This window comes from Bacillus paramycoides, from assembly GCF_001884235.1.
GTDB classification, from domain to species: Bacteria; Bacillota; Bacilli; order Bacillales; family Bacillaceae_G; genus Bacillus_A; species Bacillus_A paramycoides.
Window position 1 is genome coordinate 13,078 of record NZ_MAOI01000119.1, and the last position, 19,629, is coordinate 32,706.

Sequence of the window (19,629 nt, forward strand, 5' to 3'; positions counted from 1 at the left end):
ACTTGAAGGGCGTTTGCAGGTCAATACAGAAGCTTTTACCTTATTTTTTCTATATAAAAGCAAAAGGCATAAGAGAAAACATTTTCTCTTATGCCTTTTATAAATCCTATTAACTATTTTTAATCATAAATCTTAAACGTAGCCCTAATAGTACAAGAATTACCCCTATAAACGGAAGATAATTCGTATTATGCCCTGTAGCTGGAAGCTCTTGATCATTAGAGCCGCCTTGTTCTTTCTCTGGTAAGTTAGGCTTTCCTACTTCTTCACCTGGCTTTTCTGTTCCTTCACCCGGTTTTCCTGTTCCTTCACCTGGCTTTTCTGTTCCTTCACCCGGTTTTTCTGTTCCTTCACCTGGCTTTTCTGTTCCTTCACCCGGTTTTCCTGTTCCTTCACCTGGTTTTCCTGTTCCTTCACCTGGCTTTTCTGTTCCTTCACCTGGCTTTTCTGTTCCTTCACCTGGCTTTTCTGTTCCTTCACCTGGCTTTTCTGTTCCTTCACCCGGTTTTTCTGGTTCTTTACCTGTATCTTTTTCATTTGTAATTTGAAGTTTTACAACTTCGATTTTTTGATTAGAAATCGTGAACTTGATTTCTTTATCGGATAAATTGTATCCTTCTGGTGCTTGAATTTCTTTTAAAATATAATCTCCTGGCTCCAGTTTTTTCGAAGTCGCTTTACCATTTTTATTTGTTGTTAATGTGTCTATTTTTGTTCCATCTTTCCAAACTTCAAATACTGCACCAGCTAATGTTTTATCTGTATTATTAGCGTCTACCTTTGTAATTTCTAGTTGACCTGTTATTTTTTCTTTTACTTTTTCATTCATCACTTCGTGTTTTACTACTTCATTCGCTACAACGTTTACTTCCACTGTTACTTCTACCGCTTTGTAGCCTTCTGGTGCTTTCGTTTCTTCTAGCGTGTATTTTCCTGGCACTACGTTTTCGAATGTAACAACGCCATCTTTATTAGTTGTTTTTGCTTCTCCAACTACTTGACCGGCTTCGTTTTTCAGTATAAATTCTGCGCCTTCTAGAACTTTTCCGCTCTCCGCATCCTTTTTAATTACTTGTAAGCTTCCTAGTTCTTTTGCATTTTCTACTTGTACTTGTACTACTTTATTTGCTTCCACAACGACTTCAATTTCTTCTTTTAATAAAGTGTATCCTTGTGGCGCTTTCGTTTCTTTTAATGTGTATTTTCCTGGTTCTAATTTTTTAGAGGTTACTTTACCTGTTTTATCTGTTCGTAACGTATCTATTTTCTTACCATCTTTATACACTTCAAACTCCGCGTCCGGTAGTACCTTCGTTTTATCGTTTGCATCTACTTTTACGATTTCAAATTGACCAAGGCTCTTACTATTCGTTACTTTTACATCAACAACTTTTTCACCATCAACTGTTACTTGAATTACTTGTTTTGTTAACTCATAACCTTCTGGTGCTTTTGTTTCTTCTAACGTATATTCACCCGGCACTAGTCCGTCTACTTTAACAGTTCCAGACTCATCTGTTGTAATTCCTTCTTTTACAACATTTCCTTCAGCATCTTTCAATGTAAATACTGCGCCAGCTAAACGTTTCGCTTGATCTTTATCATCCGTTTTAATAATTTGTAGAGAACCTAAGATTTTTTCGTTTTCTGCCTCTACTTTTACTACTTCTTTCTCGTTTTGAATTGTTACTTTCCATTCTTTATTTGAAAGTTTATAACCCGCTGGTGCCTTCGTTTCTTTCACTGTGTATTCACCTAATGGTAACTTCGGTGACATCACTTTTCCACTCTCATCTGTTTTCAGTTCCGCTACCTTTTTACCATCTTTATATACTGTGAATTCTGCACCTGATAATACTTTCGTTTTATCATTCGCATCTACTTTTACAATTTCAATTTGACCTGTTACTTTTTCGTTCGTAACTTCTTGTTTTACTACTTCATTTGCTACAACGTTTACTCCCACCGTTACTTCTACCGCTTTGTAACCTTCTGGTGCTTTCGTTTCTTCTAGCGTGTACTTACCTGGCACTACGTTTTCGAATATCACAACACCATCTTTATCTGTTGTTTTCGCTTCTCCAACTACTTGACCAGCTTCGTTCTTTAATTTAAATTCTGCACCTGCTAGAACCTTTCCACTCTCCGCATCCTTTTTGATTACTTGTAAGCTTCCTAATTCTTTCGCATTTTCTACTTGTACTTCTACTACTTTATTCGCTTCCACAATGACTTCAATTTCTTCTTTTAGCAACTTATATCCTTGTGGTGCTTTCGTTTCTTTTAATGTATATTTTCCTGGTTCTAATTTCTGAGAGATTACTTTACCTGTTTTATCTGTTCGTAATGTATCTATTTTTTTACCATCTTTATACACTTCGAATTCTGCGTCTGATAATACTTTCGCTTTATCGTTCGCATCTACTTTTACAATTTCGAATTGACCTGTTACTTTTTCGTTCGTAACTTCTTGTTTTACTACTTCATTCGCTACAACGTTTACTTCCACTTTTACTTCTACTGCTTTATAACCTTCTGGTGCTTTCGTTTCTTCTAGTGTGTACTTTCCTGGCACTAGATTTTCGAAGGTAACAACGCCATCTTTATTCGTTGTTTTCGCTTCTCCAACTACTTGACCACTTTCGTTTTTCAGTCTAAATTCCGCGCCTTCTAGAACTTTTCCGCTCTCCGCATCCTTTTTGATTACTTGTAAGCTTCCTAATTCTTTTGCATTTTCTACTTGTACTTCTACTACTTTATTCGCTTCTACAACGACTTCAATTTCTTCTTTTAGTAATTTATATCCTTGTGGTGCTTTCGTTTCTTTTAATGTGTATTTTCCTGGTTCTAATTTCTGAGAAATTACTTTACCTGTTTTATCTGTTCGTAATGTATCTACTTTTTTACCATCTTTATACACTTCGAATTCTGCACCTGATAATACTTTCGTTTTATCATTCGCATCTACTTTTACGATTTCAAATTGACCTGTTACTTTTTCATCGATTTTTTTATTTAATGCTTCTACCGTAACAACCTCATTAGATACTACATCAACACGAACTGAGCTAGATGATAGTTCATAACCTTTTGGCGCTTCAACTTCTTTTAATGTATATGTTCCAACTGGAAGCTGTTTTGATAAAGCCTCACCTTTATCGTCTGTAATAATCGTTTCCACAACATTCCCATCTTTATCTATAACATCAAATTTTGCACCTGGTAGCAGTTGACCAGATTCACTATCCTTCTTCAATAATTTAAATTGGCCATTTTCTACTTTTTTCGTATTCTTCATAACAAGTTCAATTACGTTTGTCTTATCAATTGTTACTTTTACTGGTGTATCAACTTTTATATATCCTTCTGGTGCACTTATTTCTTTTACAAAATAGTCACCAAGTCGTAAGTCTTTAACTTCCGCAATACCCTTGTCGTTTGTTGTAACAGTAGCCACAACAGTATTATCTTTATCTATAACATCAAATTTTGCGTCTTTTAAAACAATATTTTCATCGTTTTCATCAACTTTTTTAATTTGTAAATTTCCTTTTTCAACTGATGGCTTTTTCCATTTCGGCCAGTTAAATTTGAAATTATGAACCTCAAATCCATCTCTTTGGTGTAATCCACCAACATAGGCTTGTCCGTTAATAGAACCACCTTTTGTTTCCACAACTGCGTTAGGCGCAAACACGCTTCCTACTACACCATAACCTTTAGTGGATATTTTAGTAGCATTTGGAAACACCCAAATTACTTTATTAGCTAACTCAGTAAAAGATGAATTAGGATCATATGCTTGAGATGTATTAATTAAGTCTGTTGCCATCCCAGTATTTCTTGTATCATACAAAATTGCACCACTACCAAAATTCACTTCTTCCGCATCTGAATAAATAACAATAAAGTCTTTGTTATCTATGTTCGGAAGATAAACATCTCTTACATCAAATGTTTTCTTTCCTGTTAAGCCTGAAGAAACATAAATATTAGGATTCTTTACATCTTCTCCGATACCAAAGCTCATATTAGGTTTTGGTGTATCTGTATGTAGTTGGCTCGCATCCCCAATTACACCATCAACGTCTTTTCTAAACTCTTTAAATTTGGCATCAATCTCTGCTTGCTCTCTATAAGAGATACGATCATATGATGATTTCATTGCACCTTCAGGGTCACCATCTTTTGTCATCGCCACTGTTCCATCTTGGATAATTACTTGTCCTGTTCCCGCTTTCGTAAATTGACCACCTAGTAATAATGATGGATATCCTTCATCTACCCATGTTGCTCCAGCTAAGTTACTCGCTCCAGTTGCAGCCGCTACGACTGTATAACTTGATGCGTTCATATTCTTTTGAACAGCCATCGCACCCTCAATATCCGCACTTGTTGCACTATGATCTCCAAAAATGATTGCGTTGTAATAAGATACATCACCTAAACCTTTTAATTCTGTTGTAGCTGCCTCTGCTTTGTTTGGTAAATGGATTAAAAAATTCATACATACTAATAATACGACCATAAAACTACTACTTATTTTTTTTACCTTTTGCCTAAATGATTTCTTCAAGAAATTCATTCCCCCTTTTCAAATTTCAAAAACTTATAAAAAGAAGTACATTTCATATGTACTTAAAACCTATTCATACTAATTTACAAATAATCCATTTAGATAAAACAAAGAAGCTCTACAACTAATTGGCGAAACTACTACAATTCATTTTTGAGATAATACGTGAACTAAACTAACATGCGAAAGTGCTTTTACTTATGGGAGCTCAATGAAATTAATCTGAAGAATATTTCATGTGGTGTAACTGTTTTGGCAACATCATCCACTCTACAACAGTTTTCTAAAGTATTCAAGTGAATTGTCTGGATTTCAGACACAATTCACCACCTAAAACGCTTTCATTTTTCATTTGAATATGAATATGAATTTAAATTTTTCAAATAAGGTCGACAAAAAAACGTAGCCAAAAAGCTACGTTTTTCTTTCATCGTTTCGGTGTATGTTTATGATTCTTTAAAAATGGAAGCGGGAATTGTTTACGGAAATGCTCTTTAATCATATACTCTACGCCGTTCTCATTATTAGAGCGTGTAATCCAGTCCGCCGTTTGCTTTAATTCTACAGGAGCATTCCCCATCGCTACCCCGAGCCCAACATTTTCAATCACATCTAAATCTTCTAAACTATCCCCTATCGCCACCATTTCATTTAGCGGTATGTTCAAATGTTCACCAAGCAATTGTAACCCACGTAACTTCGATACATTCTCTGGAAGAATTTCTATTCGTTTCGCATCACAATCGACATATGATATATCTTTAAACGCTTTTTTTAGCGTGTTAAGCCCTCTTTCTTGTTCACCCTTACTATGAAAGACAACGTCAATTTTCGGCGCAGCTACTGGATGATCACGCAGTGCATCTCCTAAAGAATCTACAAATTGAACCGGATAAAATAACGGGTCTGCACTTGATAATACAGTACGCGCAATTAAGTTTGGTGTATTTCTCTCACGATTCCCAATTGAAAATCGTTCATGCGAAATGCGAATATTACAATCAAAATGCTCTAATACTTGCACAATATTAAAGGTTTTCTCTTCAGATAACCTCCTTTGAGCGAACGGCTTATCTAACGATGCTGAAACGAAAGCACCACTATGTGTAACTAATATAGAATCTAATTTTAACGACTTCGCTATTTTATGAGCGGATTGAAAATTACGACTCGTAAACAATGTAACGTATACATCTTTTCTTTTCACAAAGTCAATTGTTTCCCGTAACCCTTTTGCGATTTTTCCGTTGTTGTATAGTAGTGTCCCATCTATATTAAGAGCTAGTAAGCGATAAATCATGTCGCACTCCCCCTCTTCGCTGTTGTACTCTATCCATAATTTATGAAATAAATGTAGTAAATAGAACGAGTTAGAATTACTACTGAAAATTTGGTTTACTATATACATATACAACTGGCAAAGGAGATAGTACTATGCAAGCACCACCTTCTTTTTATGAAGGCGATACGTTAGAAGTCGCCCAAAAGTTACTCGGACATAAACTTGTACATATTGTAGATGGCATAAAGCGGAGCGGAATTATTGTAGAAGTAGAAGCGTATAAAGGTCCAGATGATAAGGCCGCACATAGTTACGGAGGAAGACGGACAGATCGAACAGAAGTCATGTTCGGCGCACCAGGACATGCTTACGTATATCTTATTTACGGTATGTACCATTGTTTTAACGTTATTACAGCACCAGTCGGCACCCCGCAAGGAGTTCTCATTCGCGCTCTTGAGCCTGTAGACGGAATCGAAGAAATGAAACTAGCGCGCTACAACAAAACCGACATTACGAAAGCACAGTACAAAAACTTAACAAATGGCCCTGGAAAACTATGCCGCGCACTCGGAATCACTTTAGAAGAACGCGGGGTATCACTCCAAAGTAATACGTTACATATTGAACTCGTTCCAGAGGAAGAACATTTATCATCCACATATAACATAATAGCCGGCCCTCGCATTAATATTGATTATGCGGAAGAAGCTGTTCATTATCCGTGGCGATTTTATTATGAGAAGCATCCATTTGTTTCAAAATAAAAAAAGGAAGCTTACATTAATCTGTACCCTTTGTAAAGGACATTTTAAAAAAGTTAGGCAACATCAAAAAGATAATTTCTGTATTCAACAGAAGTCATCTTTTTTAAGTTCCATTGATATCTATAGTGATTATAGTACGTCATATATTTCTTAATCTCTTGTTTCAACTTAATAACAGACTCGCGAGTTTCTATGTAGGTAGTAGTTTTGCTACTTGCTAATGTAAATTTAAATTGAATTTATATTTACATTAGATGCGAAATTAAGTTTAGGAGAGGAGAGAAGACAGGAAAGAAAAAGAGCGCTTGATTATAGAGATGGCCATGAAGTTATTTGCGACTACGGGTATAAATGCAACGTCAGTACAAGAAATCGTCACAGCTTGTAGTATATCAAAAGGGGCGTTTTATTTGTATTTTAAATCGAAAGATGAGCTTTTATTAGCGACACTTCGATTTAAATTGAGACTTTAATCAGTGGGATTGAAATCCCACTGATTAAAGTTGAAAATAAGTTTTTATTTTACATTTTGAAATTTATACATATCACCATAAACGTTGGTATCGTTGTATATAAACAACACAATGTCTGCTTTTTGTTCTTCTAGTTGCTGTTTCACACTTTTTCCTTGCGTGTAACGAGGATCAATAAAAGTTGTTTTAGCAAAATTCCGTGCAAATAAAGGATATGTAGCATCGGCATAAGAATCTTTTAAGATAACAATGTGTAAATCGTTTTCTGCCTTTTCGTTAATGATGTTTATTTCAGGGAAATCCGTTTGATAAACACTAGCATATCCAGGAGCAGGCAGATCTTTTTCTTTTCCGTAAAACTGAGCCATAGATTCCTTAGCAGTATCATCTTTAATAGGACCATAGTAAACTGTATAGTCGTCCCAAGATTCATCCGAATTATAATGGACATATGGGATTTGTACAGATGAAGTATCAATTAAGCGGTACAATTGATTATTCCAGCTGCCAACAAACTTCCCTTTCGGTTTTTCCCAGTTAATGGTGTAATCCTCTTTCTTTATTGGTTGTCCTTTATATTTGTTTGAATGAGAATTAATAAAATTCATCGTATCCTCATACGCATAAAAGGCACCTTCCATATTCCAATGATGGTCTGTAGTGAAATACATTCGTTCTAGTTCTTTGTTAGTAAATCTTTCTTTAAACATTGGTAATACATCAATAATAGGGAATTTCGTTTCTGCCATTTTCTTAACAAGGTGATCCCTAAGTATTTGTTCGTACCCAAGGTTTAGGTAAGAGGGAAGCTTATATTGTAAAGCTGTTTGTTTACTAGGAACTAAAGAAAAATAGAATTCTGTTTGTGGAAAATCTTTTTTCAAAGTATTTAATTCATGAACCCCAGCATCAACATCGTTTAAATGATTTTCCATATTAGGTCTATTGAAAATAAATTGATCGTTTGTAACGTGAATGCTGTTTACGAATGTCCGATTCATAGACAGTTGGAATTTTATATAACTTTCAAGAAATAAATCTCTAGGACCAATATGGTCTGTAAATTGTTTTTCGATACCTTTAAATAATTCTCCAGTTTTTATAGTGGAAGCATTTACAGCAGGTCTAATTGCTAAATTTCTGTTCTCAAATTCAGAAAATGTCTTTTTATCTATAAGGATAACTTTTGCTGTCCAAATACCCATTCCAAAAATAACTGTAAGAAACCCCATTATTAAAGTGAGGTTTTGAATTTTTTTCATAGTGAACCTCCTTTAAAAACGGAAATAAATAAATGGATTATAAGTTGCATTTGTTAGGAATACTAAAACAATGACCAAAATGCTTAAATAATATACTGGTGATAAAATAGCAAATCTTTTTGTTGATAACATTTTTTGTAACCATGGAAATACGGGAGCTGCGGTAATAATAGCTAATAAGAAAATGCCCCAATAATTCATTATATAGAAATAACTATTAATATCTGTTAACGGACCGTTAAATCCGAACATGGATTTTAAAAACTCAAAGCAATAACTGAAATTATCTGCACGGAAAAATACCCATCCAATAATAACTAAAAACATTACGTAAATATGTTGGAGAGGACTCCATAATTTTTGAAGTAGGTTTTCAAGTCCAGCTTTTTCAAGTGCAATCAGAATTCCATAATAAATACCCCAAATCATAAAGGTCCAACTGGCCCCATGCCAAAAACCGGTTAATCCCCATACGATGAAGAGGTTACGATAAACTTTCCAAGTTGTAACGCGATTTCCTCCAAGAGGAATATAGACATAATCACGGAACCAAGAACCGAGCGAAATATGCCAACGACGCCAAAATTCAGAAATGGATTTTGAAATATATGGATAATTAAAGTTTTCTAGAAAATCAAATCCAAACATCTTTCCTAATCCAATGGCCATGTCACTATATCCAGAAAAATCAAAGTAAATTTGTAACGTATAGGCAATGGCTCCCATCCAAGCTAATGATACACTCATATCAGAAGGATTCATTGCAAAAATCTCATCGGCTATAGCACCTAATTGGTTAGCAATTAAAACCTTTTTACCTAAACCAATAATAAATCGGCGAATACCTTCAGAGAATTTTTTGGCATCAACAGTTCGCTGGTGTAATTGGTGAGAAATTGTATTATAACGAACAATTGGTCCTGCTACTAATTGTGGAAACACAGTAAAGTATAAAGCTAAATCAAAGATATTTCGTTGAGCATCGACTTTTTTCTTATAAATGTCGATAATATAGCTCATTGCATGGAACGTGAAAAATGAAATACCAATTGGTAAAGGTATTTTTTCAAGAATAATATTGGTATGGAAGATAGAATTAATATTATCCACTAAGAAGTTTGCATATTTAAAATATCCTAAAATAGCGGTATTCATTACAATTGCAAACGTTAACAACATTTTCCTTTGACCATTTGTGAAGCGACTATTCCCTAACAAGATACCAAACCAATAGTTAACAAAGATAGAGAACAGCATTAGGAAAACATAAATGGGCTCGCCCCAAGCATAAAATACTAAACTAAAAAATAATAACACTATATTTTGTAGTTCTTTGCGTACAGCATAATAAATTAAGAGTACAGCAGGTAAAAATAAGCATAAAAAAAAGAGGTTACTAAATACCATTCTAATTAATTCCTTTCCTATTTTATCTAAATTATACCAAAATTATCTTGGTAATGTAAGATAATAGAATTTAGAATGATATTTATATTGCGAGAGATAAAAAAATCCTTTTTTACCGATATGAAATGTAATCTGTACCCTTTGTAAAGGACATTTAAAAAAAGTTAGGCAACATCAAAAAGACGATTTCTGTATTCAACAGAAGTCATCTTTTTTAAATTCTATTGATATCTATAGTGATTATAGTACGTCACATATTTCTTACTCTCTTGTTTCAACTCACTAAAAGACTCGCGAGTTTCTATATGTGCTTCCTCTTTCAGGTGACCCAAAAACGATTTATGTGGGGCGTTATCTCAACAGTTCCCTCCTCTTGACATGGATTGTCCGAGCTTTAACTTTTTGACTAATTTTTGATAAGTAGTGCTTGTATAGTGGGCTCCTTGATCTGACAAATCCTCTTATTATACAAGAAATACCCTATGGAATAGACCTTTTTAAGTGTCTATTCCATAGGGCACATTTTAATAGATTCCTTTTACTCCGCACCTTCCGCAGTCGCAATATCATTCTCTAAGTTTTCTCTTGATAATTCAGCTGTCATAAAATCAGCTGTTTCTGGAAGTGCTAAATGCATATGAGCTTTTTGACAAATTTGGATTGTACAGTTTTCTACAATATAGTCGAAAACATGTCCGCCTCCACTTCTTTCATCATTAATGTAATGTAAGTGAAAACCTGCTACACCGATACCTTGCGCGTAATCGGGTGTCCAAAATCCAGCCAACGTACCTTCTGTATTTTTAAATGAAAAGATTGGTTGTGATTTTGTCACTTCAACGAGCGGCGTATACGGTTTTTCTTGTCTTGGAACGGTTCTCGTTCTTACTTCACGGAACGTACCATCCATTCGAATCGCGTAAAATAAGTTTTTACTAGGCATTAATTCATGTAATAATGCTTCTACTTCTTGGCGATTCATCGGACGCTCTACCCGATAACTCATTTCTTTTTCAAAAAACGTTACAGTCGCAAACGGTGTTGTTTCTTCTGGTTCTACTTGTTCCGCCGAACCGTCTGAGCGTAAATGGTAAAAATCATTATCAAATGCAATCATTTCACCATCTAATTGATCAAATGTACCGATGCCGAAATCCCCGCGCTCTTTTAATTCTTCAAAGTTAATAACACCATCGTATATACCATCTAATAACGCAAGCATTGTAGATGTTTGATATACTTCATTATTCGTTTTCGTTCTTTTTGCATCAATGTCAATTACTTGTGCAACACTCATCTCACTCATGCCCCTCGTTAATTTAATTGGTTTGGTAATAATTTTTCGCTTAATTTAATGTTGTCACGGTAATCGATTGGAATATCAATAATGACAGGGCCCTCTGCTTCTAACGCCGTTTTTAATACATCTTCTAATTCGTCTGGTGTATTGACACGAAGACCTATTGCACCGAAACTTTCCGCATATTTCACAAGATCAACATCGCCAAATTCTGTAGCTGATGTTCTGCCGTATTTCATCATTTGTTGGAACGCAACCATATCATATGTACCGTCTCTCCAAACGAGATGTACAACCGGCGCATTTAAACGTACCGCTGTTTCCAGTTCCATCGAAGAGAATAAGAAACCACCATCACCTGACACGGAAACTACTTTTTTACCTGGTTCTACTAACGTTGCAGCGATTGCCCAAGGTAGCGCAACACCTAACGTTTGCATACCGTTACTAAATAATAGTCTACGTGGTTCATAAGAACGGAAACATCTCGCCATCCAAATAGAATGTGAACCGATGTCACACGTAACAGTTGTATCGTCACTAATTAAAGAACGCAATGTACGAATGACTTGCAATGGATGAGTAACACCTTCTGAAGCACGATTTGGAACTTCCGCTTGTTCTGATAATTTCGCACGCAATCGTTCTAAAACTGCTTCTGATTCCGTCTTTAATACAAGCTTCGGTAATTTCTCTGCAATACTATTTACAGTTAAAGCGATATCACCAATTAATTCGCGCTCTGGTTGATAATCATGGTCGATATCTGCTTGGTGATCGTCAAGATGAATAATTGTTCTGTCTCCAAGCTTATTCCAGAACTTTGGATCATACTCAATTGGATCATAACCGATAGATACAACAAGATCGGCTTCTTCTAGTAAAATATCACCTGGTTGATTGCGGAATAATCCAACGCGGCCGAAGAAATGATCTTCTAACTCACGTGAAATCGCACCCGCTGCTTGATACGTTTCTACAACAGGAAGTTCTGTACCAGCAATTAATTCACGAACCGCTTTCGTTACTTCATTTGTACTCGCTCTCATACCAAGTAAAATAACTGGTAATTTCGCTGATTTTATTTTTTCTACTACATATGTAATATCTTGTGTGGGAGCGATTCCAAGCTGTGGCTTAGAAAGCGCACCGATAGACTCTACAGTCGTTTCCGCAGTCATAACGTCTTGCGGAAGACTTACTAAAGTTGCTCCTGGATTTGTAGAAGTAGCACTTCGAAATGCATTTGATAGTGCTTCTGGCACATTATCAGGATGCTCTACTTCTACGCTATATTTTGTGATTGGTTCGAATAGTGCAGCATTATCCATAGATTGATGCGTACGTTTTAATCGATCAGTACGCGGAACCGCACCAGCTAAAGCAACAACGGGATCACTCTCCGCATTCGCAGTAACAAGACCTGTCGCTAAATTTGATGTCCCTGGTCCTGAAGTTACAAGACATACACCCGGTTTCCCTGTTAATCTACCAATAGCCGCTGCCATAAATGCTGCGTTTTGTTCATGACGACAAACAATTAACTCTGGTCCTCTTTCTTGCAGTACATCAAATACAGAGTCAATCTTCGCTCCTGGAATACCGAAAACATGTGTAACACCTTGTTTAATTAAACAATCAACAACAAGATCTGCTCCTCTTGTTTTTGTTTTCACGTCGTTTGCTTTTACACCTGTACTCAAACTAATCATCCCTTTATTTCATAATGTGTGTAATAAAGATTTTAATTTCACCTAGTTAATTAATGTGGTGAAGTATTGTTTATCATTATATTACAAATACATTATTTTTCCAATGAGATGAATTTGACAGTATTTTGACAACCACTAAAGAATACGCTTACAATTATTTATTTATCTTAAAATACCATTCTGATATTGTCACTTTACCCATAAATTTGCCGGGAATTTTACAAAATAATAAATAAAAATACTTATCAGTGTAGGATATTCGAAATGATTAGCTTATTCATTAGAATCTTTGTGATTTAAACCATAACTTTGCCACTTGGGCAATATTATGCTTCTTGTTATAGATATCCCCCTCTAGGAATATATAAATAGACTTTCACCTATTCATGGTATTAACAATATTACAGTACCTTGCAAAGAACACTAGTAAATGGTATATTTGTAAATAATTGAATAACCATTAATTGGAATCGGTATGTATCCATTTCAAAAGTGCAGAAAGGTTGTGCTGTTTATAAAAAAATAGATAAGATTCTCAGATGGGATTAATCATTTTATAAAGGAAAGTGATTGAAATGAACAAAAGTGAATTTTTAAAACAACTTAATTCTTCTCTAAGGAATATGCCTAATTCAGAAAGACAAGATATTATCTCGGAGTACGAAACTCATTTTATCAGTGGTAAACAGGATGGGAAGTCTGAAGAAGAAATTTCTAAAAAGCTAGGAAACCCTAAAACTATCGCTAAAGAACTTAATGTTACATATGCTATAAGCAACGCCGATCATAAACGCAGCCTCAAAAATATTATAACAGCAATATTTTCTGTTATGAGCCTAAGTTTTTTGAACTTTATATTTATCATTATCGCCTTTTTCTTGTTACTCTTTCTATTACCGATTCTTCTAGCACTTATAATTGCTACTCCATTATTAATCATTTCACCTATCTTATTACTAGGATTAGGATTTTTTAAAGGGTTTCATCAAATCAGTTATTCAGATGTATATAGTGTATTCATAGCTTTTTGCATCGGCTTACTAATCTCTGCAATATATTACCAAATGATAAAACATGTATACTCACTTTTAGTAAAGTATTTAAAATGGAATTTAGCCGTTTTACAAAGATACTAATGAATGAAAAAGGAGATTAAAATGAAGAAATATACTTTATATCTACTCATGCTACTTACTCTTTTATTTATATCAGCTTGTTCACACAATGCACAATCTAATGAAGCAAACGATGCACAAGATGATAAATTCGACGACGTACAATCTATTAAAGATGTTACTATTAAAATTCCAGAAAATATATTCAATTCCTCAAAAAAGAATGAAAATATTAATGAAGATGAAATGAAAAAAAGTATTAAAAATTATTTAGATTATAGTGGTGAGTTATTTGAAAACATCATTCCACTCTCTTCCACAATTACTGATAAGAATGTCACTGAATCCGATCGAGAAAAATTACAAAAACTAATAGATTTAGCGAAACAAAATGATGCGAATTTCTATAATTTTATTAGTACTAATACTATACCTGATGATTATAAACAGCCTTCGAAGGAAATCTATGAATTTGTTTCATCGTCTACGACACTTTCAGTAGAACTAGATCAGGAAATAGACAAACTCGCACAAGATGGTAACTTGTTCAAGACAGATTTTTCTTTCACAAAGCGCTTTGAGAAAGTTAATGGTAGAAAGCAAAAAGAGATTGAAAAGTTTTTGAAGGAAAAGAATATAAAAACTGAGTATTTCAACAAATAATGAAATATTCAAAAATTGTAGAATCTATCATAATCCCATTCAAAATGGCCACTAAAAAAGGCTGTTTTGGATGGGATTTTTTGTGGAAGGACTATCAAAATGCAATTCATCCATTTCCTAAACAAAAAAGACGCTCCCATATTAGGAGCGTCTTCTATCATTACGCTTGTTGCGCGCTATATAATTCTTCAAGTGGCTTCATGATGATTTTGTTAACGTCAGTGATAACGATGTTTAAACGTTGCTCAGTTTCCATTAACTTTGTGATTTTTGCATCTTGTTGAATGCGAGTTACAACTTCTTGTGCCTTTTGGTTATCTTCTTCAGTGATTTCTTGGCCTTGCATCATTTTTTGTTGTAAACCAAGTTGCATTGTACGGAACTCTTCAAATAAGTTCTTTGAAGCTGCATCTCCTTGTACTGCTGCGTAGCTTGCTTTTAATGTTTGGAAATCTTCGTTTTCAGCGATTGCTTTTTGTAATTCATATGCAACATCATGAATGTTTTTTGTCATTTTATTTTTCCTCCTTTAGAAGGCTAGCGCTTTTCGTACGCACTGCCTTTTAAGTGCTTTTTATCCGCACCTCTTCTTACCATATCAAACTATGCAAGAGATGTGAAGAAATTTCACTTTTATTTCTATGTACCCACCTTTATTACTTAAGGAATAAGAGCAACAAGCCTTGAATAAATCCAATCGTTCCTCCTAATAACGCTCCTAAATATGTAATCATTTTTAACTCATTTTTTGTAATAGATAATACGAGATCTTCTAGTCTCTCTGTTGAAAAGGTAGATACTTCTTGCTGGACGATTTCCGCAAGGTGTAGATTTTTCAATATATCTCCGACGTTTTCTGTCCCCCACTTCAAGCCTTTCTGCATCAGGCTAGGGACCACTATTTCAACGATCGTTTCTCGAACCGGCTCACATACTTGCTGAACAGACTGATTTAAAAATCTACTCACTGTTTCCTCTACTTTAACCGCTGACAATATGGAGCTCACAATCATTTCTTTCTCTACGAACGTTTCTAATTCTTTTACGTCTCTTCCTTTTAACTTTTCCCACTCTTTTTGCAGTACATCAGTTAAAAGTTGCCCTGTTCCATCTTGTCCTAAAAACTTAATAACTTCCGGCTGCACACGATCCACTAAACTTACATTCCCTAAAAACATACCAACTAAGTTAAGCAACGTTCCTCGAGAAGCAAAAAAGTCATCAATCATTTTTGAAAGACGGGCCTTTCCTTCTTCACTTTCAAAAAAGCTAATCCCTCTATTCAAAATAAAAGACGCTACATTTGGAATCGCATTCTCTACTTTTTCATGAACAGACTGAGGTAAGGCTTGTTCCCATGTATATGTATAGTACTCTGCTAAAAATGCATGAGTTCTTTCTGTAATAACATGTTCGATTTTTTGAGTCGCCTCTTCTTCTACATGTGCTACATTCCAATTTTCTAACATATCTCGTAACGACTGTTCACTCGTAATTACTTTATCCACTTCCACTTGCGCCCAGTGGATTAAACTTTTTTGAAACTCTTCATTCGTTAGTTTCTTTCCGATTCCTTCTGGTGTTAACAAGTGATCTACAACCATTTTCCCTAATTGAACAGCAAGCTCATCACGGCGCTTCGGAATTAACCCCGGCGTAAATGGAACTTGAAACTTCCCAATATAAATAGGACGATGAGGACGAAATAACATTTTTATCGCTAAATGATTCGTGTATCCTCCAATAATCGCCCCGAGCCCTGTCGTTGTTAACATATTCAACCATATATTCATTATAATCAACCTTTCACTTCTCTAAAACGATAGCATATCGTCATACGGACAAAAGTATAATGGTATAAAAACGTATTTGCAATATATAGCTTCGCCTATTATGCAAACATCTTGTTAATAAAGGAGTGATTTCGTTGGTTCTTGGTCTTTTAACTTCTCAATTTCATCATGAGCAAACGTATTACACCGAAATCGCTAAGCGAGCTCGACTTTATCATAACGTCGTTGCCCAATTCACACCGTTTAGCATTGATTCAAAGACAGATCTTGTTTCCGGTCTTATTTACGATACAGATACAGGAAATTGGATAGATCAAACCTTTCCCATTCCTTCATATATATATGATCGTTGTCATTTCAAAGAGGATGAGGAATTCCAACAAGCAAAACCGATTATTCATTCATTACACAAACGCTCTTCCACTACTTTTTTAAATAACACGCTTATTAATCCAAGCAATTTACACAATCTTTTTCTTGCTAATAAACGTCTTTCCCCTTACATACCAAAAATAAAAAAAGGAACAGTACAAGGAATTTTCAAATTACTACTAGAAACAAGAGATATTATTATAAGACCACTGAATATACATTCCAATGAAGATGTATATCGAGCCACTTACAAAAATAAAACATTTCATATCGATACAATAAATGAACAGTATCATCCTTCTACTCAATTTAAACGGACCGATGAATTTATATCATGGTGCAAATTTAACATACAATTATCCCGTTATATGATTCACCCAATGCTACAACCTCCAAATCAACTATCATATCCAATCCATATTCGAACCATTATACAAAAAAATAAAGAACAGCATTGGGAAGTGCTCGGTCAATTTATACAAAAAGGTTCATTCCCTGCACAATTTTTACTTTCAGCAACAGAACGTTCTATGTTACATCCATTTTCTAAAATTAAATATTTACTTTCTTCAACTGGCGTTCAATTATTGAAAGATGCTTTACATGACGTTGTAACTGAAGTTTTTCAAACACTTGATCAGTCATATTCTTCATTATTTGAACTAGAACTTTCTACCATTATGGATCAAAAAGGGGCCATTTGGCTTATGTACGTCAATACGATGCCGTCATACGAAATTTACACCAGATACAATGATCAGTTAGCTGAGCAAATTTTTCATGGTCCATTAAAGTTTAGCCGTTTCACACCATAATGAAAGGAGGAGAAACTCTGTTGAAAGAGCACGTATATACATTAAACATTTCAGATGAGTATCCAAATAGTATTACTTTACCTTACGTTTTTTCTATTACACCACCGATTACATCCCTTTCCTTTGGTATACGTTATATCGCATGTGAAGATATTAAAATTCATTATTCATTCACTCGCGAAATCACTATTGGAAAACAAATTGCAGACAAACTTTTACTACCGGGTTCAACGACAATCCATGCACTCACACAAAATCAAACAATCATTTTTGGTCCATTAATCGGGATTTTCACAACTGGTTTTAACGATGAATCCAATACTCCTTTAGGAAATCGTTCAACTTCTCTCGGTGAGTTACTAACACTACCATTCACATTGCGACCATTTGTATTTGTCTTTGGCGTTCAACATATAAATTGGGAAGAAGAAACAATTGAAGGGTACTTCTATCAAGAAGAAAGATGGGTAAAAAGCAAAGTCCCTTTACCGAATGTCATTTACGACCGATTACCAAATCGCCAATCAGAAAATTACAAACCAATCGTGAGAGCAAAGAAACGATTAGAAAGCGATTATGCAATCCCATGGTTTAATCCAGGGTTTTTCAACAAATGGGAAGTTCATCAACTCCTAATGAAAGAAAATTCGATTAAACCATTCTTGCCAAAAACAGAAGCTTTTCAACATTTTGAACAAGTAGAACGACTTCTTGGTACGTATAAGTATATTTATATGAAACCGATACATGGTAGCTTCGGGAGAAATATTCATCAAATACTCTATTCTCAAGCAGAGAATCGCTACTATTGTCGTTATCGTGAAAATGACCAAAACAAACTAAGAAAGTATCAATCATTAGAAGCACTTCTTAACCATGTGTTAAAAGGACATGATTTAAAAAATTTTATCGTACAGCAAGGCATCTCATTGCTCCGCTTCGAGGGGCAACCCGTCGATTTTCGCATCCATACAAATAAAAACCATTTTGGCAATTGGATAGTTAGTGCAATTGTCGCCAAAATCGCTGGCAAAGGTAGCTTAACAACTCATGTAAATAGCGGTGGTGATACAAAATTACTTCAGGAACTTTTTCCTGATTCAACAAAGCAAGTTCAAATTGAAAATACATTAAAACAAACAGCCTTACAAATAAGTTATGCACTCGATAAACAAGTAACCGGGAACATTGGCGAAATCGGTTTTGATATCGGTTTAGACACGCTGGAAAAACCATGGCTATTTGAAGCAAATTCTAAACCTGGGCGAACTGTATTCCAAGATGAAAAGTTAAAAGAACAAAGTGAACTTACACGCCAATTATTTTATGAATATGCCATCTATTTAACTGAACATTCTTTGCGCGACACGAAAGAAAAAATGTCTCAAATAAAATCAGAGCCTTCGTCAAACACCGAAAATATCCCTTCCCCTATGATTAACTCACAAATACAAAAACTTCCACCTCACTCATAAGGTGGAAGTTTTCTATTTATCCCGATTGGTGAGGGCTGATAATCAGTGGGGGATGAACAAAACCCCCACTGATTAAAGTTTCACTTTATATGAGCTTCACTACAACTTCCGTTTCCAGATTACATACTCCGCAATAAAACACATGATTGCAATACTCTTGTGAATTATTATTTGTTAAACCGTCTACCGCACTTAATAATTCCTGATCCAAATATGCACTGTAATTATCTAAGTAATCTACAGTTTTCCCATAATCTTGGAGTACACCTTGGCAATTTTGACAAGAATATGTTTGTAATTCTAGTGCGTTGCAAAGCGGGCAAATTCCCATCGCTATTCCTCCATACGTTATCGTTTAAACATCTGTAAAAAGCCTCTTTTTTAGATTGAAGAGAGCATCTAGCCATGCATAGGCGGTCAGTTCCTTTTTCTGCCTCATCCCGGGTTAATACAGAACTATGAAGTTGTTACCGATTTAATTTTTATTTTACTAAGCTGTAATTTATCTCACTTTAACAAATCATAAGTTAAGTAAGCCAAGCTGGTTATACAAAGAAAAAACACTCATATGATATTGCTCTTAGTTTAGCCTTCTTTCTTAAAAATACAACGATTAC

Annotated in this window: 15 protein-coding genes and 2 pseudogenes; 6 read left to right on the plus strand and 11 right to left on the minus strand. The window is 34.8% G+C overall.

Going from position 1 to position 19,629, the window contains the following annotated elements:
• Window positions 1–109: 109 nt before the first annotated feature.
• Complete coding sequence (locus BAU28_RS24815; protein WP_071720461.1) at window positions 110–4,585, minus strand: SpaA isopeptide-forming pilin-related protein; 4,476 nt, start codon at window positions 4,583–4,585, stop codon at window positions 110–112.
• A gap of 418 nt (window positions 4,586–5,003) precedes the next feature.
• Window positions 5,004–5,876, minus strand: a complete 873-nt coding sequence (locus BAU28_RS24820; protein ID WP_071720463.1) for a Cof-type HAD-IIB family hydrolase — start codon at window positions 5,874–5,876, stop codon at window positions 5,004–5,006.
• Window positions 5,877–6,010: 134 nt separating this feature from the next.
• On the opposite strand from BAU28_RS24820, the gene BAU28_RS24825 reads away from it, so the two are divergent.
• Window positions 6,011–6,625 carry a DNA-3-methyladenine glycosylase gene (locus BAU28_RS24825; protein WP_071720465.1) on the plus strand — a complete coding sequence of 205 codons (615 nt, stop codon included), beginning with the start codon at window positions 6,011–6,013 and terminating at the stop codon, window positions 6,623–6,625.
• A 53-nt stretch (window positions 6,626–6,678) separates the two neighbouring features.
• Here the strand turns inward: BAU28_RS24825 and BAU28_RS24830 are convergent, their stop codons facing one another.
• Window positions 6,679–6,864, minus strand: a complete 186-nt coding sequence (locus tag BAU28_RS24830; protein WP_420271349.1) for an IS3 family transposase — start codon at window positions 6,862–6,864, stop codon at window positions 6,679–6,681.
• 78 nt (window positions 6,865–6,942) lie between these two features.
• Here BAU28_RS24830 and BAU28_RS24835 point away from each other — a divergent pair.
• Window positions 6,943–7,083 (plus strand): annotated as a pseudogene (locus BAU28_RS24835) (helix-turn-helix domain-containing protein); the annotation flags it as partial.
• A gap of 59 nt (window positions 7,084–7,142) precedes the next feature.
• Here BAU28_RS24835 and BAU28_RS24840 read toward each other — a convergent pair.
• The 5 genes and pseudogenes from BAU28_RS24840 to alsS form a co-directional block, all read right to left on the minus strand.
• Window positions 7,143–8,360, minus strand: coding sequence for an alginate O-acetyltransferase AlgX-related protein (locus BAU28_RS24840; RefSeq protein WP_071720466.1), 1,218 nt, complete (start codon window positions 8,358–8,360; stop codon window positions 7,143–7,145).
• Window positions 8,361–8,372: 12 nt separating this feature from the next.
• Entirely contained in the window at window positions 8,373–9,767 is a 1,395-nt protein-coding gene (locus tag BAU28_RS24845) for an MBOAT family O-acyltransferase (RefSeq protein WP_048373520.1), read from the minus strand.
• Window positions 9,768–9,988: 221 nt separating this feature from the next.
• Window positions 9,989–10,219: pseudogene (locus tag BAU28_RS31155) on the minus strand (integrase core domain-containing protein); the annotation flags it as partial.
• 86 nt (window positions 10,220–10,305) lie between these two features.
• The gene (gene alsD / locus BAU28_RS24855) at window positions 10,306–11,064 is read right to left on the minus strand and encodes an alpha-acetolactate decarboxylase (protein WP_071720468.1); all 759 of its coding nucleotides are present in this window, start codon (window positions 11,062–11,064) and stop codon (window positions 10,306–10,308) included.
• Between the two features lie 17 nt (window positions 11,065–11,081).
• Window positions 11,082–12,770: an acetolactate synthase AlsS gene (gene alsS, locus BAU28_RS24860; RefSeq protein ID WP_071720470.1), complete on the minus strand. Its 1,689-nt coding sequence runs from the start codon at window positions 12,768–12,770 to the stop codon at window positions 11,082–11,084.
• A 584-nt stretch (window positions 12,771–13,354) separates the two neighbouring features.
• Here alsS and BAU28_RS24865 point away from each other — a divergent pair.
• Together BAU28_RS24865 and BAU28_RS24870 are read left to right on the plus strand one after the other, a co-directional pair.
• Complete coding sequence (locus BAU28_RS24865) at window positions 13,355–13,915, plus strand: HAAS signaling domain-containing protein (RefSeq protein WP_071720471.1); 561 nt, start codon at window positions 13,355–13,357, stop codon at window positions 13,913–13,915.
• A gap of 21 nt (window positions 13,916–13,936) precedes the next feature.
• Window positions 13,937–14,557, plus strand: a complete 621-nt coding sequence (locus tag BAU28_RS24870; protein WP_071720472.1) for an NDxxF motif lipoprotein — start codon at window positions 13,937–13,939, stop codon at window positions 14,555–14,557.
• Between the two features lie 160 nt (window positions 14,558–14,717).
• Here BAU28_RS24870 and BAU28_RS24875 read toward each other — a convergent pair whose 3' ends face one another.
• Complete coding sequence (locus tag BAU28_RS24875; protein WP_002170555.1) at window positions 14,718–15,071, minus strand: YlbF/YmcA family competence regulator; 354 nt, start codon at window positions 15,069–15,071, stop codon at window positions 14,718–14,720.
• A gap of 142 nt (window positions 15,072–15,213) precedes the next feature.
• On the minus strand, window positions 15,214–16,359 hold the full coding sequence (locus tag BAU28_RS24880; protein WP_071720473.1) for a DUF445 domain-containing protein: 1,146 nt from the start codon (window positions 16,357–16,359) through the stop codon (window positions 15,214–15,216).
• A gap of 125 nt (window positions 16,360–16,484) precedes the next feature.
• Here BAU28_RS24880 and BAU28_RS24885 point away from each other — a divergent pair, with 125 nt between their 5' ends.
• Together BAU28_RS24885 and BAU28_RS24890 are read left to right on the plus strand one after the other, a co-directional pair.
• A complete protein-coding gene (locus BAU28_RS24885; RefSeq protein WP_071720474.1) occupies window positions 16,485–17,537 on the plus strand; it encodes a YheC/YheD family protein in 1,053 nt (350 codons plus the stop codon).
• Between the two features lie 20 nt (window positions 17,538–17,557).
• Window positions 17,558–19,012 carry a YheC/YheD family endospore coat-associated protein gene (locus BAU28_RS24890; protein ID WP_071720475.1) on the plus strand — a complete coding sequence of 485 codons (1,455 nt, stop codon included), beginning with the start codon at window positions 17,558–17,560 and terminating at the stop codon, window positions 19,010–19,012.
• Between the two features lie 85 nt (window positions 19,013–19,097).
• On the opposite strand, the gene BAU28_RS24895 is transcribed toward BAU28_RS24890, so the two are convergent.
• On the minus strand, window positions 19,098–19,343 hold the full coding sequence (locus BAU28_RS24895) for a hypothetical protein (RefSeq protein ID WP_071720477.1): 246 nt from the start codon (window positions 19,341–19,343) through the stop codon (window positions 19,098–19,100).
• Window positions 19,344–19,629 lie beyond the last annotated feature (286 nt).